12 protein-coding genes, 1 tRNA gene and 1 pseudogene are annotated in these 14053 nt (G+C 69.4%); 7 read left to right on the top strand and 7 right to left on the bottom strand.

Going from position 1 to position 14053, the window contains the following annotated elements; translation table 11 throughout:
* Nucleotides 1–10 precede the first annotated feature (10 nt).
* The 4 genes from C0216_RS10990 to C0216_RS10975 all read left to right on the top strand — a co-directional run bounded on the left by C0216_RS10990 (nucleotide 11) and on the right by C0216_RS10975 (nucleotide 8078).
* On the top strand, nucleotides 11–661 hold the full coding sequence (locus tag C0216_RS10990) for a topoisomerase C-terminal repeat-containing protein (protein ID WP_246042468.1): 651 nt from the start codon (nucleotides 11–13) through the stop codon (nucleotides 659–661).
* A 524-nt stretch (nucleotides 662–1185) separates the two neighbouring features.
* Nucleotides 1186–2085, top strand: a complete 900-nt coding sequence (locus C0216_RS10985) for a hypothetical protein (RefSeq protein ID WP_114055090.1) — start codon at nucleotides 1186–1188, stop codon at nucleotides 2083–2085.
* A gap of 171 nt (nucleotides 2086–2256) precedes the next feature.
* A complete protein-coding gene (locus tag C0216_RS10980) occupies nucleotides 2257–4431 on the top strand; it encodes a hypothetical protein (RefSeq protein ID WP_246042466.1) in 2175 nt (724 codons plus the stop codon).
* 44 nt (nucleotides 4432–4475) lie between these two features.
* Complete coding sequence (locus C0216_RS10975; RefSeq protein WP_246042465.1) at nucleotides 4476–8078, top strand: hypothetical protein; 3603 nt, start codon at nucleotides 4476–4478, stop codon at nucleotides 8076–8078.
* Nucleotides 8079–8275: 197 nt separating this feature from the next.
* Here the strand turns inward: C0216_RS10975 and C0216_RS10970 are convergent, their stop codons facing one another.
* Complete coding sequence (locus tag C0216_RS10970; RefSeq protein ID WP_114055087.1) at nucleotides 8276–8725, bottom strand: hypothetical protein; 450 nt, start codon at nucleotides 8723–8725, stop codon at nucleotides 8276–8278.
* 204 nt (nucleotides 8726–8929) lie between these two features.
* On the opposite strand from C0216_RS10970, the pseudogene C0216_RS34290 reads away from it, so the two are divergent.
* Nucleotides 8930–9486 (top strand): annotated as a pseudogene (locus tag C0216_RS34290) (hypothetical protein); the annotation flags it as partial.
* A 193-nt stretch (nucleotides 9487–9679) separates the two neighbouring features.
* Here the strand turns inward: C0216_RS34290 and C0216_RS10955 are convergent.
* Nucleotides 9680–9753: transfer RNA gene (locus C0216_RS10955), tRNA-Pro, on the bottom strand.
* A 146-nt stretch (nucleotides 9754–9899) separates the two neighbouring features.
* Between C0216_RS10955 and C0216_RS10950 the strand changes: the two genes are divergently transcribed.
* Both C0216_RS10950 and C0216_RS10945 read left to right on the top strand, forming a co-directional pair.
* The gene (locus tag C0216_RS10950; RefSeq protein WP_114055086.1) at nucleotides 9900–10601 is read left to right on the top strand and encodes a transketolase; all 702 of its coding nucleotides are present in this window, start codon (nucleotides 9900–9902) and stop codon (nucleotides 10599–10601) included.
* Nucleotides 10602–10647: 46 nt separating this feature from the next.
* Nucleotides 10648–11544: a transketolase family protein gene (locus C0216_RS10945; RefSeq protein ID WP_114055085.1), complete on the top strand. Its 897-nt coding sequence runs from the start codon at nucleotides 10648–10650 to the stop codon at nucleotides 11542–11544.
* Between the two features lie 9 nt (nucleotides 11545–11553).
* Here C0216_RS10945 and C0216_RS10940 read toward each other — a convergent pair whose 3' ends face one another.
* From C0216_RS10940 to C0216_RS10920, 5 genes are all read right to left on the bottom strand, one after another.
* Entirely contained in the window at nucleotides 11554–11910 is a 357-nt protein-coding gene (locus C0216_RS10940) for an MmcQ/YjbR family DNA-binding protein (RefSeq protein ID WP_114055084.1), read from the bottom strand.
* An 89-nt stretch (nucleotides 11911–11999) separates the two neighbouring features.
* Nucleotides 12000–12551 (bottom strand): GAF domain-containing protein, encoded by a 552-nt coding sequence (locus tag C0216_RS10935; protein ID WP_114055083.1) that lies wholly within the window; start codon nucleotides 12549–12551, stop codon nucleotides 12000–12002.
* Nucleotides 12548–13180 (bottom strand): GTP-binding protein, encoded by a 633-nt coding sequence (locus C0216_RS10930; protein ID WP_114055082.1) that lies wholly within the window; start codon nucleotides 13178–13180, stop codon nucleotides 12548–12550. The genes C0216_RS10935 and C0216_RS10930 overlap by 4 nt, the downstream gene beginning before the upstream one ends.
* On the bottom strand, nucleotides 13158–13565 hold the full coding sequence (locus C0216_RS10925; RefSeq protein ID WP_114058594.1) for a DUF742 domain-containing protein: 408 nt from the start codon (nucleotides 13563–13565) through the stop codon (nucleotides 13158–13160). Before C0216_RS10925 ends, C0216_RS10930 begins: the two co-directional genes overlap by 23 nt.
* Before the next feature lie 14 nt (nucleotides 13566–13579).
* The gene (locus C0216_RS10920; RefSeq protein ID WP_114058593.1) at nucleotides 13580–14008 is read right to left on the bottom strand and encodes a roadblock/LC7 domain-containing protein; all 429 of its coding nucleotides are present in this window, start codon (nucleotides 14006–14008) and stop codon (nucleotides 13580–13582) included.
* Between the last annotated feature and the right edge of the window lie 45 nt (nucleotides 14009–14053).

Here is a 14053-nt window from a genome sequence, read left to right as displayed (position 1 = left end):
GCTCGCCACGATGACGAAGAACGCATCAACCATGCGCGCCGAGCTGGGCCTGGAAGACCAGCTCGGCGCCGCCCGCGCCGAGGGCGTGTGGCAGGCCGCTCCAGGTGGCCCGAAGAGGGTCGTCTTCAAGAAGGTCTGGTCGGGCCACGAGTTCAGCGATGACGAGGTGGCAAAGCTGCTCGCGGGCGAAACGATCTCGTTCGAGGCGAGGTCGAAGGAGAACAAGCCCTTCCCGGCCACCGGTGCGCTCGGCGTGGGCACCTTCAGGGGTCGCAAGTTCGTCGGGTTCCGGCTGGAGGTGCCGGACAAGCCGACGAAGTGGTCTGGCCGGACGTTCACGCCGGCGGAGGTCGCGGCGCTGCTGGCGGGCCAAGCGCTGGAAATCGACGACTTCGTCAGCGCGCGGACTCGCAAGACCTTCGGTTGCAAGGTCACCTGGGACGCGCAGGCCAGGAAGATCATCCCTGATTTCGGCTCCGACGACGAGCCACCGCGGTCCTGGTGCCAGGTGACCTTCACCGATGCGCAGCGCAAGGACCTGGCGGCCGGTAAGACCATCCAGGGCACGGGTTTCGTCTCGGCCAAGGGCAAGACCTTCGACGCCCGCATCTCGTGGAAGAAACAGGGCGGCAAGAAGAAGATCGTCCCGTCGTTCGGTTGATGGCGGCCGGGTAGTGCCGCGTGGGAGCGGGGCCCGGACCTCGGGGCCCGCTCCCGCTGCTGCCATTTCACGACAGGAGGCGTCCGGTCGTTTCCGGTCCGGTCCGGTCCGGTCCGGTCCGGTCCGGTCAAGGAGACGCTGTGCGGCGCCGGGCACGCCCCCCCTCGGCACTCTGAGCCGGCAGTCCTCGACGGGATGTCGGTTCGTCAGGAAGGCCTCGACCAGTACGGCTCCGCCGATGCGCTGGCCGTGCTCGGCCTGGGCGACGACGTTCCGCGCCTCGCGGCGGAAGCGATGGACTGAGCGCCACCGCTTCCGCGGTGCGACTGATCTGTCAGCCGTTCAAACAACACTCGATGACTCGGACCCGCCAGTCAGACTCGACCCAAACAGCCAACCGACTCCCTTTCACTCTCGTTTCGAATGACTCGCCTAAGATAGGATGCCATTCGCGCGCCTCACATATGAAGGCTTCTCGACAGGTCGAGCAATGGCCATTGCGGTGGCAGGGGGATGGGAGATTCATGGCGAAGCTGTCCTACAAGGTGCCAAGCTCGCTGAACAGGAGCTTTCTGGATCACGAGATCACGCTCAGCAAGGGCGGCTGGGCGGCGAAGCCCTCCCCGATCAAGCAACTGCTCTTCTTCGGTGGCGGCATCCTCGCCCTGTTGTGGTTCAGCACGTCGACGTTCGTCGCGAGCTCGGGCCCAGTCGCCATCACGTTCTTCGTCCTCTGGGGACTGGCGGCGATCGCCTACTTCGGCGGGCTGATGAAGACGAAGGAGCTGCGCATCATGCGGGTGCCGGCCTTCCTTGCCTACCTGCCCCGCAGCGCCCGCCACGTCTTCACCCGTCGCAGCTCGAACCCCACGGACTTCTACTCGATCGTCGGCATCGACGGGATCGACGAGGACGGGCTGATCCGTTTCTCCGACGGCGGCGAAGGCCGGGTCTACCTGGTCGTCGGCTCAGCGAGCTATCTGCTCTTCGACGAGGACCGGATCGGGATCCTCGACCGGGTCGACTCCTTCTGGCGCAAGGTCGAAACGACGTGCGAGCACAGCTTCATCACGACGAAGGAGCCGCAGCGGATCTACCACCAGGTGGCGAACCTGGAGCGGCGCAACCAGGCCCTTCAGCTCCGTGACCCCGATCTGATCGAGCTGCAGAACGAGCAGTACGACATCCTCACGCAGCACGTGGGCGGCAAGTTCCCCTCGATCCACCAGTACCTGCTGCTCAAGGGCAAGAACACCGACGCACTGCGCAAGGGACACCAAGTCCTCCAGGCCGAGGTCGGCGGCTCCACCCTCATGATCAAGGAAGCCACGATGCTCGACCGCGAGGAGGTCGAGACGATGCTGCGGGTCTTCTACCAGGGCATCGACGACGAACTGCGCGATCTCAAGACGTCGCTGAACTGACAGCGCCAGGCCGACCCACACGACGAGGAACGAACGAAGGACACCATGGCGCTGATGACGAAAGTCCGGGCACAGCTCGGCGTCCCGGGAAAGAAGCCTGACGAGACGAATGAGAGCCGGGAGCTTCCGGTCGGTGATCTGCCCGCGGACGACGCTGCTCAGGATGAGGGCGTGCAGACCACTGCAACAGCTCACGGCGTGGCCGACGAAACCGCCGAGCCGAAGAAGAACTGGTGGCAGCGCCGCCGTGAGGTGAAGCACCTCCAGGGTGCATTCGACGCCTATCCGCATCTGCTCGCGCTGAAGCCCAAGGAGAAGTACCTCTTCCGCTCCGACTACTTCGAGGTCGACGGCTCGGTCGCCTGCATCCTGGCGTACTTCCACGACGACGCCGCGCACGACAACTTCGCCGCCTTCTGGGGCATCGATCGGATCCCGGACGGTCTGGACGAGCGGGTCACCGCGGTCGTGCTTGAGCAGGTCAAGCGGATGGACGACAAGTGGATCGACTCCTATACGAAACAGTCCGAGAAGCTGGAACGGCTCGATGCCAACGAGCAGGAGGAGACGGGCACAACCTCCTCCAGGCGCAAGGCCGCGAAGATCTCCGGTGACCTCGGGGTCACGATCGGAGAGCTCCAAGACGGCGCGAGCTACCTCTCGGTGCACAACCGGCTCTTTCTCAAGGCACCGGATCTGGTGACCCTGGACGACACGATCGACCGGGTCACGCGCCTGTACATCGACCGCTTCGGCACGCTGAAGGCTGCGCCCTACGCCGGCGAACAGCGCCAGGAGCTCTCGGGCCTGTGGAAGAACAACGAGAAGAAGAAGGGCAAGGGCTTCCACTTCACCTCGACCGAGCTGGCCGGCTCGTACTCACTGGTGACCAACGGCCTCAACGACAAGGGCGGCGAGTACGTCGGCTACATGGTCGGCGACGTCAACAACAGCGCCGTGCTCATGGACGTGAACGCCTACGCCCACCACGTGATCGTCGCCGACGCCACCCTCAGCGAGTACCTCGACCGCCAGCGGGTGGCCAACATGTGGTGCTCGAAGATCTCGCAAGCGACGCTGCTGAACAACGGCCAGGTCGTCCACCTCGTCCTTGACGGGGCGAACCTCGACAAGCTCGGCCCGAAGTTCGAGCGGCTCACCTCGCGCGTGGACCTGAACCAGGGTGACGTGAACATGTTCGAAATGTTCGGCGAGGAGGAGGACGAGCTGACGGTCTTCTCCGCTCAGATGGAGAAACTCAAGCTGATGTTCGAGCAGCTCTACGAGAGCACCGACGGTGCCGTCGGCTCGATCATCCGCAGCGCCCTCGAAGACACGGCCACGGACTTCTACATCGAGCAGGGCATGTGGCGGCACAACGCCAAGGAGCAGCGCAACCGCCTGCGCGTGGTGAACATCCCGCACACCCAGGTGCCGCGTCTTCAGATGTTCGTCTCCTACCTGGCGACCGCGCACAAGGCGCTGTTGAACTCCAGCAAGACCGACCCGGACCAGCTGCGCGCCTACAACGTACTCAGAGGCATCGCCAACGCGATGCTGAGCACCAACGGCGACCTGTTCAACAACCACACGGCCTCGGCCGTGGACGGGGTCCGGGATTCGCGGCGCGTGGTCTACGACTTCTCGCGGCTCATGCGCCGCGGCAAGGGCGTGGCGATGGCGCAGCTGGTGAACATCGTCGGCTTCGCCGTCGGCAAGCTGGGAATCGGCGACACAGTGATCATCCACGGCACCGAGCACATCGACGACCGGGTGAAGAAGTACCTCAAGGACCAGTTCGACCACATGCACGAACGCGGCGGCCGGGTGGTCTACAGCTACAACGACGTCGACAGGATGCTGGCCGACAGCGACTTCAACAAGTTCGACGCTGCGGACTACACGCTCTTCGGCCCGATGCGCGACAAAACGGTGGCGGAGTACCAGAAGCAGTTGCACCAGCGGATCCCGCCGGATCTCGCCCGACTCATCACGACCAAGGACGAGAACCTCACGTACCTGCGCCGGGGCGTCTCCAACGTGGTCTTCCACCTGGATTTGGCCCTGGGGATCAACCCCTACCGCGAGGCCCAACGCAGGCAGGTCCGACTGGAGGCGGCCAAGGCGGAAGAGACGGCGCGGATGGACTCGATCATGCACGACAAGCCGACGCCGGGCGCGAACCTCACCAGCATCCGGAAGCACAGCGAGGGCGACGGCGGTGGGGCCGACGCGGGCCAGGCTGACGCGATCAAGCGCAGCGACGGCAAGCGCCTGCAGCGGCCCGAGGACAAGACAAGGCGACCGGCAACAAGGCCCAGGCCCAAGAAGCTGGAAAAGACATGAGCGAGGTCGGCACTGAGACGAGGACGAGGAGCAGAGGAGAGAGCATGAACCGGACGATCACGGCGGTGGCGAGGCTGCGTGCCCGGGCCGGCCACAGCGTGGGCGCAGTCCGCCCGGGCAGGCCCGCGCGCGGGCTCGCCCTCATGCTCCTGGCGGCGCTGCTCGTGCCGGTCTTCATGATGGCGACGTCTTCGCCGGCGTCTGCCGACGACAAGAAGGAGCGCGACAACTACAGCCTCTACCAGCTGGCCTCGAACGCGAGCTCGTACTTCAGCGAGAAGAACTCGCCGCAGAACGACAAGGGCATGCACGAGAACTGGAAGCCGGTCACGTCCAGCCCGGCCTCGGGCGGTTCCATTCTCGGCTACGCCGACCCGGAGTTCAGCCTGGGCAACATCGTGGGCTGGTTCTTCGCCGAGGTGTCGGGCTCCTCGCAGACCGTCACCTACGAGACCCTGGCCGCGAAGGATGACAAGGGCAACGCCAAGTACGCGGGCATGCTCGACTACGCGCACTTCGGGGCGGCCAACAACGATCTCGGCCTGGACACGATGTCCTCGGGCATCGGCGGCCAGATCGTGAGCGTGATCGGGGGGTCGATCATCTGGGTCCTCTACGCCCTGGCGCTGGCGGTCGGCACGCTGTTCTACGTCATCATCCAGTTCCTGAAACTCGTCAACCCCTTCCTGTGGTTCTACAACGCGGTCGCGGCGGTGAATCCGACTTTTGCCGAGGGCATGACGGGAGGCGCTACCGGAGGCGGCGCCCTCGCGGGTCTGCAGCACTGGATCAGCGGCTGGTACGGCTTGCTCGTCGACATCTCGTGGCAGGCGCTCGTGCCGATCTTCATCGGCTTCCTGCTCATCGGCCTGGTCATGTTCAAGAAGATGGACCGAGGCTCGGCGATCAAGAAGCTCGTCGTGCGCGTCGTCTTCATCGGCGTCGGCCTGCCACTCGTCGGGTCGATGTACTCCAGCGTGCTCGGAAAGTTCGACGACTCCGTTCTCGGTCAACACGCCGGCCCGACGCGCGTCGTGCTGAGCACTTACGTCGACTTCGAGGCGTGGATGATGAACGACCGCCTGGGGATTCCGGACCAGGCCACTGTTTCCTGGAACGATGGCCAGGCCAGCCCGGACGCGATGATGTCTGTGCGCACGAGTGCGCTGGCGATCAACAAGCAGTCCCACGGGGCGACGTTCAACGGCATCAACATCGGGACGAAGGCCAAAGACGCCGAGTCGGCTTGGAAGGACGGCACCGTCTCCGTCGGAGGCCGTGCCTCGGACGACTTCAAAGCGGTGTTCTCGACCTTCGGGATCATCGGCAAGTACATCGCGAGCAACGAGATCGCAGCCTCGGACTTCGAGTCGGGGATCAAGACCTCGATCACGCAACTGGACGAGAGCGCGGATACCAAGAAGCGCTGGTTCGTCGACAAGAAAAGCTACGGCGACGTGGCGGAGTTCGGTGAGGAAAACGGGCCGAAGCCGGTCGATCACCCGGTGATCTCGACCGACGGCACGGGCTTGACCTCCTCTCATCCCGGTAAGGATTCGACGGTCTTCACCACGACGGGGACGAAGGCTGGCTGTGGCTTCACGGTGGGCAGGACACCCTCCTCATGCAACCTGTCTCCCCTGGCGGCGTACAACTACCTCAACACCGGGTTCAACCCCGGCTCACTGGCCATGTACTCATCGAACAACGCCACCAGTGGGTTCACCCGCGAGAACCACATGGCCGTCAGCCAGGTGGGCACGGGGCCGGCGAAGTTCATGTACTGGAGCAACGCGGCCACGGTCCTGGGCTCCATCGTCCTGCTCGGCTTCTGGTACGCCATCGGCATGCTGGCCGGGGCGGTCAAGCGGACCTTCGGCCTGGTGGCCGCCGTACCGTTCGCGACGCTGGGCGCCCTGCAGGCGATCGCCAAAGTGATCGTGTACTCCACGGCAATGATCATGGAAGTCCTCGTCACGCTGTTCGTCTACCAGTTCGTCTCGGAATTCCTGATCTCGGTCCCGGACATCATGGCCGGCCCCGTGTCGAGCTTCATGAGCCCGGGTGGCCTGTGGGGCAGCCCCACGCTCGGCGGGATCATCGTGGTGGTCCTGACCCTGATCTCCTCGCTGGTGATCATAGGCATCACCTTCGCCCTGCTACGGGTGCGCAAGACTGTGCTGCAGGCGATGGACGAGGTGGTCACCAAGCTCGTGGACAAGTTCCTCGAGACGAACAGCACGCCGAAGCCGGACAAGGGTGGGCTGATGCCGTCTCTGGCCGCGGGTGTGGGGTCTGGCGCGGGTATGGCCATGGGGAACAAGCTCGCCAACGGGTTCGACAGCAAGACCAGCGGTCCGGCGTCCCCGAGCGGGGGCAAGCCCACGGGCAAGACGGCGTCGACGAACGCCGGCGGCACGAACGGTGGCGCCACGGAGTTGACGTCCGGTAAGCAGCAGCTGGCCCTCGAGGGCGGCGGGCACGATGGTCCGGATGGACCGGACAGTCCAGTGCTGGATGGTGGTCCTGGTGGTAGTGGCTCCGGCGGCGGCAGTGACGGCGTCAAGGCTCTGCCGGGCGGCACCGGTCCCGCCGGTGGTCTGGGCACGCCCGGTCGCGACGGACCGGCTGACAAGGGTGGTCCGCTGCAGCTGACGAGTGGCGGAGCGGGCAGCTCGCGCTCGGACAAGCAGACGGCGCAGGGTCTGAGCGCCCAGGGTGGCCTGTCGAACCTCGGGTACACCGCGGACGGCCACAAGGTCATCCAAGGTGAGGTACTTTCCTCGTCGACGGACCCGTCGAGTCCTCGTGGTGGTGCTCAGGGCGAGAGCGGCGCCAACGGCGCTGGTTCTTTCCCGACCAGCGGAGCCCGTGGGGCTGTCGCCGGTCAGGCGGGACCGACGCAGTTCGGCGCGGGCTCCCAGGGCGCGCAGAGCCCACAGGACGGCAACCAGCAGGCTGCACCGCAGCGCTTCGGCGGCGACGCCGTGCCTGCCCCGGCTCCTGCTCCGGCTCCGACGCGGCCGGGTGCGCCCAGCGCGCGTCCGACCCAGTTCGGCGCGGGCTCCCAGGGTGCGCAGAGCCCACAGGACGGCAACCAGCAGGCTGCACCGCAGCGCTTCGGCGGCGACGCCGTGCCAGCCCCGGCTCCTGCTCCGGCTCCGACGCGGCCGGGTGCGCCGAGCGCGCGTCCCAAGGGCTCCGCTCAGAGCACCCCTGCCCCGGCTCAGGCCCAGACCCCCATCCGGCCGCCGGCACGGCAGGAGCAGGCCGAGGCGCAGACGAACAGTGACCGGCTGCTGCCCGTGGACAACGCCCGCCGCGACGGCTCCTCGGCTCCGAGGCAGCCAGGGGCCGGTGCTCCGGCTGTGGGTCAGGCTCCGGCTGCGCCTGGTGCGCGGACTCCGGGTCGGACACAGGCAGCGCGTCAGCCGGGTTCGATCCAGACGTCGACGCCGCGCCCGACGCCTGCCCCGTCGGGGCGTGCTCCCCGGCCGCCGGCTCCTGCACCGGCTCCTTCGCCGCAGCAGGCTCCGGTTCCACGTCCGCTCCGGACGGCCGATCCGGCCCCCCGGAGCGTGGAGACCCCGGAGCCGCAGCAGCGGCCGGCCGTTGGCCCCCGCCGGGGCCGGCGCGAGGAGGACTGATCCTCCGATCGAGGGCGAGCGTGGAGGCCTGACGCACCCGGTGAGATCGATCAACCTCACCGGGTGCGTCGTCCATACCGGGCGCCGCAGCTTCAGGAGGAGACGTCAGAGGCTTGGCCAGCCGAGGAAGGACAGAACCCCGTGGACGCGATGCCCACGGGGTTCAGTGCTGCTCGCCGGCCGGCGGGACGTCGAAGCTACTTGGCACACTTGGTCTTGAAGCCGTCCAGCAGTGCCTTGCCGGCATCGGAGTCGTCACGCACGTACACGCTGCCGCCGATGCTGATCGAGGTGCTGCTCGTCGAGATTGACTCGCTGCCGGTCCGCTTGTTGCGGCTGTCGTCTCCGGCGACCGTCCATATGATCTGGGTCTGATCCTTGGTGAACTCGCCGGTGCTGGTCACGCCCGGCTTCTCGTAGACACCATCGCAGCCGTACTCATGATGCGAGACGCTGTTGCCCTTGACGACCAACTGGCCGAGGTCGGACGTGCCGTTGACGTCCTTGACGTAGTAGGTGCCGTCGAGCTTGCCGGCGCTGTCGCTGCTTCCGCCGCAGGCGGTGAGTATGAGTGAGCCCGCGGCCAGGGCCGCGACGGACACGGCAATCCCGGCCCGCGTCCTACGTGCAGTCCTGGTGATCCTCATGGCGTTTCCCTTCGTTCGTTATGGCAGTCGATTCGAGACGGACAGGCCAGTCAAAATAACCTATGGATAGGGGCTTTTGGCGGACCGGGACCGTTTGTCAGGTGCCTTCTCGGAGGTTGTCGGGCCGATGCCCGGTCAGCGCCATTGCGGCCTGGGCCTGTTAGGGCGCGTGTTCGCCGTCCTGGACCGCCACTGCAGACGCTGCACCGGCGGGGCGTCTGCCCCGCTCCGGACACCGCGGCCCCGCCCTGCCCGTGCCGGAGAACCTCACCGATCTGCTGTCCGGCGCCGTGGGGGCCGTCACGGACAGCACGGCAGCCACCGACGCCGCCGACCTCGCGGCACAGGCCTCAGCGACCGGGGCCAAGGCCGCGCAGTCCAAAGCGCAGGCTCAGGACCGCGCCCAGCGGGCCGGCCGGCGACGCAAAGCAGCCGCCACCGCCAAGTCGGTCTTCAACGCCCGTGGACCACCGTCGCCCCCGACGGCACACCGGCGCCCTACGGCAACCCGGTCACGGGTACCCGCAGGCCCACCGCCGCCGAGCAGAGTGCCGCCGCACGGCTGAGCCGCGCCCTGCGTGCCGCCGCCTACCGCGAGCGGACCGAGGAGCCTTTGGACCGCGCGGCGGACGCATCTCCACCGCGGTCCTGCGCGACGCCACGCGCTGGGACGACGTCGTCACCGAGCTCGGCTTCGAGCACCTCCGGCGGCACGACCTCCGCCACACCGGACTGACATGGTTCGCCGACGCCGGCGTCCCGCTGCACGTACTACGCAAGATCGCCGGACACGGCTCGCTCATGGTGCTCCGTGCACCTCGTTCACTGCCACTCACGACAATGACCGCCGTCTGACCTGATCAGACCGACTGGATCACCAACCGGCCCCCTAAAACGATCTTGAGGCCGTATCGGATGCTTCCGATACGGCCTCTGACCTGCGACTCTTTCGAGTCGGGACGACAGGATTTGAACCTGCGACCCCTTGACCCCCAGTCAAGTGCGCTACCAAGCTGCGCCACGTCCCGATACCCGCTGACCTGGGGTTTCCCCTCGGCCGAACGCGCATGAGAACAATACCGCACTCCGCCGGGTGGTCGCGCGCACCTTTCCGGCCTCCGGCGCCGCGGCCGGCCCTTGACCTCAAGCAGGCTTGAGGTTGCATGATCCACTCATGTCTCACGCAACCGCGGACCCCGGGGTCCGCCACGAGGACCTGGGGCGCCTGATGGCGCTCATGACGGGGGCCGAGAAGCACGGCCCCGCCGCCACATCCACGCTCGACGTGCTGTGGGTGCTGTACGACCGCGTGCTGCGGGTCGCACCGGAGACGGCAGGCGATCCCGGCCGGGACCGGTTCCTGCTGTCCAAGGGGCACGGCCCGATGGCCTACTACGCCGTGCTCGCCGCGAAGGGGTTCTTCCCCGTCGACTGGCTGAGCGGCTTCGGCTCGTACGACTCCCCCCTCGGCCACCACCCGGACCGCGTCCTGGTCCCGGGAGTGGAGATCGCCAGCGGCTCGCTCGGCCACGGCCTGCCGCTCGCCGTCGGCAGCGCCCTCGGCCTGCGCGCGCAGGGCCTGGCCGATCCGGCCGTGTGGGTGCTGATCGGCGACGCCGAGCTGGACGAGGGCAGCAACCACGAGGCCCTCGCCTACGCGGGCTCCGCGGGCCTGGAGCGCCTGCACACCGTGGTGGTCGACAACGACTCGGCGACGCACGGCTGGCCCGGCGGCATCGCCTCCCGCTTCGAGGCGGCGGGCTGGTCGGCGGTGACCGTGGACGGCCGCGACCACGAGGCGCTTCACGCGGCGTTCACCGCGCCGCACCCCGGCCGGCCGCACGCCGTCGTCGCCCGCGTCGAGAAGAAGGCCTGACCGGCCCGAGGGGAACCCGAGGGTTCCGGAGATTCTGGAGGATTGTGTGGACACCATGCGGGAGCGGTTCGTCTCCGTGACGTCGCAGCTGCTCGACGAGGACCCGCGGCTGGCGCTGGTGCTGGCCGAGATCACCATGGACGGGTTCCGCCCCGCCCGGGAGCGCCACCCCGACCGGGTGCTGAACGTGGGGATCCGGGAGCAGCTGCTGGTCGGGGTGGGCGGCGGGCTGGCCCTCACCGGGCTCCGGCCGATCATGCACACGTTCGCCAGCTTCCTGGTGGAGCGGCCGTTCGAGCAGGTCAAGCTGGACTTCGGGCACCAGGGCACGGGCGGTGTGCTGGTCAGCGCCGCGGCGAGCTACGACTGGCCGGCGGGCGGCTTCACGCACATGGCGCCGGGCGACGTGGCCCTGCTGGACACCCTGGACGGCTGGACGGTGCACGTGCCGGGCCATCCCGACGAGGCGGAGGCGCTGCTGCGGCACGCGTACGCCGCCGGCGACGACAGGGTGTACGTCCGGCTCTCGGCGCTGTCGAACGGGGCGCCGCGCCCCGTGGACGGGCTGCGGACGGAGACCGTCCGGGAGGGCGGCTCGGGGGTGGTCGTCGCGGTCGGCCCGATGCTGGACAACGTCCTCGCCGCGACGGAGGGCCTGGACGTGACGGTCCTGTACGCGGCGACGGTCCGGCCCTTCGACGGGGCCGCGCTGCGCACGGCGGCCGGCCGGGCCGCGGCCGACGTCGTGCTGGTCGAGCCGTACCTGGCGGGCACCTCCGCGGGAGCCGCGGCCGAGGCCCTGGTCGACGTACCGCACCGGGTGCTGGGGCTGGGCGTGGGCCGGGCGGAGCTGCGCCGCTACGGCACGGTCGACGAGCACACGGCGGCGCACGGCCTGGACGCCCGCTCGCTGCGCGAGCGGATCACCGCCTTCCTGCGCTGAGGCGGCGGGTCACCGGCGGGCGACCTCGGGGTGCGCCGCGGCGAGCCGCCGCGGGGCCGCCTGGAGCCAGGAGTCGGCGAGGATCGCCCGCAGTTCGGCCACGTCCTCGACGGCCCCGAGGCGGACGCGGAGCCAGGTGTAGCCGTCGTCGTGGCCGGCCCGGAGGAAGAACTTCTCCGGCTCGGCCGCGATGAGCTCCGCCCGGTCCTCCCTGGGGCACTTCACGCCCATCGAGGCGTCGTCGTCCCCGAGGGCGGCGAAGATCCGCCCGCCGACCCGGAAGGCGGGCATGCCCCAGGCGGGCTTCTCACTGCTGTCGGGGAGCGACAGCGCGACCGTACGGACGTCCTCGGCGGTCACGGCCATGGCGAGCCCTCCTTCCGGCACCGTCGGGGCGCTGCGGTCGACCGTAGCGCCTGCTGCGGGCTGCCGCCCGCCGCCCGGCCCCGGGCGGGTCAGCCGGCGCGGCGGGCGGACTCGCGGGCGTGGAGGATCCCGCCGAGTTCCGCGGCCAGCGCCTTGATGCCCGCGAGGCCCTCGGTGCCCCACTTGCGGGGCTCGGTGTCCACCGCGCACACCGTGCCGAGCACCATGCCGCCGCGGTCCGTGAGCGGGGCTCCGGCGTAGCTGCGTACGCCGCTCTCGTCGACGACGGCGTTGCCTGCGAACCGGGCGAAGTCCCGTACGTCCTCCAGGACGAGGGCCCGGCCCCGTACGACGACGTGCGGGCAGTAGCCGCGGTCGCGGGGCAGCACCCGGGCCGGGTAGCCGCTCGCGGGCGCGCCGGGGACGTGGTGCAGGCCGGCGAAGAACTGGCGTTCCTCGCCGACGAAGTTGACGCCGGTGTACGGGGCGCGCAGCTCCTCGGCGATGTGCCGCGCGAAGGCGTCGAGTTCGCCGTCGGCCCGCTCGCCGAGGCCCAGTTCGCGCAGCCGGACGGCGCGGGCGGGCGCCTCCCGGTCGACGGGTGTGAGCAGCAGGTGTCCGGTCGACTCGTAGTGGGTCACGTCGGTTCCCCCCGATCCGTGGGCTGGGCGGGCACGGCCGGTGCGGCCGTGGACAGCAGGTGGTGGACGAGCTCGGCCAGGACGGCCGTCGCGGAGGCCGTGAGCCGGGCGTCGCAGTGGACGACGGGCACGCCGGGCGGGAGCCCGACCGCTTCGCGGACCTCCGCGGCGGTGTAGCGGTGGCCGCCGTCGAACTCGTTGACGGCGACGACGAACGCGATGCCTCGGCGTTCGAAGAAGTCGACGGCGGGGAAGCAGTCGGCGAGGCGGCGGGTGTCGGCGAGGACGACCGCCCCGAGTGCCCCGGCGCACAGCTCCTCCCACAGGAACCAGAAGCGCTCCTGTCCGGGCGTGCCGAAGAGGTAGAGGACGTGGCCCGTGTCCAGGCTGATCCGGCCGAAGTCGAGGGCGACGGTCGTGGCCGTCTTCGCGTCGACGCCGTCGAGGGGGTCGGCGTCCGCGCCGATGCCGCTGAGGAGTTCCTCGGTGCACAGCGGCGGGATCTCGCTGACCGCGCCGACGAAGGTCGTCTTGCCCGCGCCGAAGCCGCCCGCGACGAGGATCTTCAGCGTCGCGGCCCGGGCGGTGGCGGCGGTGCCGCGGGTGTCACAGCCGGCGGCGTAGGCCATCGAGCACCGCCTGCAGGAGGGTCTGGTCGTCGGCGGCGGCGCACGGCCCGCCCCCGCCGGGGAAGCACGGCGCGGACGCCGTGACGGCCCCGGCTTCGACCAGGTCGGACAGGAGGACCTTCGCCACCGCCGCGGGGAGCCGCAGCTGCCCGGCGACCTCGGCGACGGTGACGGCCGCGGCGCCCGCGCAGAGGCGCAGGGCGGCGCTGTGCTCGGCCCCGAGCGGGGCGCGGGGCCGCGCCCCGGTCGCGGTCAGCGAGGAGAGCAGGTCGAGGGCGACGGCCGGGCGGGTGCGGCCGCCGCTGGCCGTGTACGGGCGTACGACCCGCCCCGCGGAGTCGTCGAGCCAGGGCGCCGGCTCGCGCGGGCCCCCCTTGCCGGGCACGGCGCGGGCCCGGATCACTCCGCTGCGGCGGCGGGCCGCCGGGGCGGGGCCGCCAGGTAGGGGCGGACGCTCTTGACGAGCATGGCCATCTCGTAGCCGAGGACGCCGGCGTCGGCTTCGCGGTCGGCGAGGACGGCGAGGCAGGTCCCGGATCCGGCGGCCGAGACGAACACGAGGGCGGTGTCGAGTTCGACGACGACCTGCCGCACCTCGGCGCCGTCCCCGAACCTGGCTCCGGCGCTGCGGCCGAGGGAGTACAGGCCGGAGGCGAGGGCAGCCAGGTGGTCGGCGGCGTCCGCGTCGAGGCCGTGGAGGCAGGTGACGAGGCCGTCGCGGGTCAGCAGCACGGCGCTGCGGGTGTAGGGGACGCGCTGCACGAGTCCGCTGAGCAGCCAGTCGAGGTCCGAGAGCCGGCTGGTCGCCGTTGCGGTGTCGCCGCCCATGGTGGTGCGCTCCTTGCTGGGTCCGGGGCCGGGTTCCGGCGTCGG

The organism is Streptomyces globosus (assembly GCF_003325375.1).
In the GTDB taxonomy this organism is placed as follows: Bacteria; Actinomycetota; Actinomycetes; order Streptomycetales; family Streptomycetaceae; genus Streptomyces; species Streptomyces globosus_A.
The sequence above is the reverse complement of the archived record's forward strand: the minus strand, read 5'-3'. Positions and strand labels throughout refer to the sequence as shown.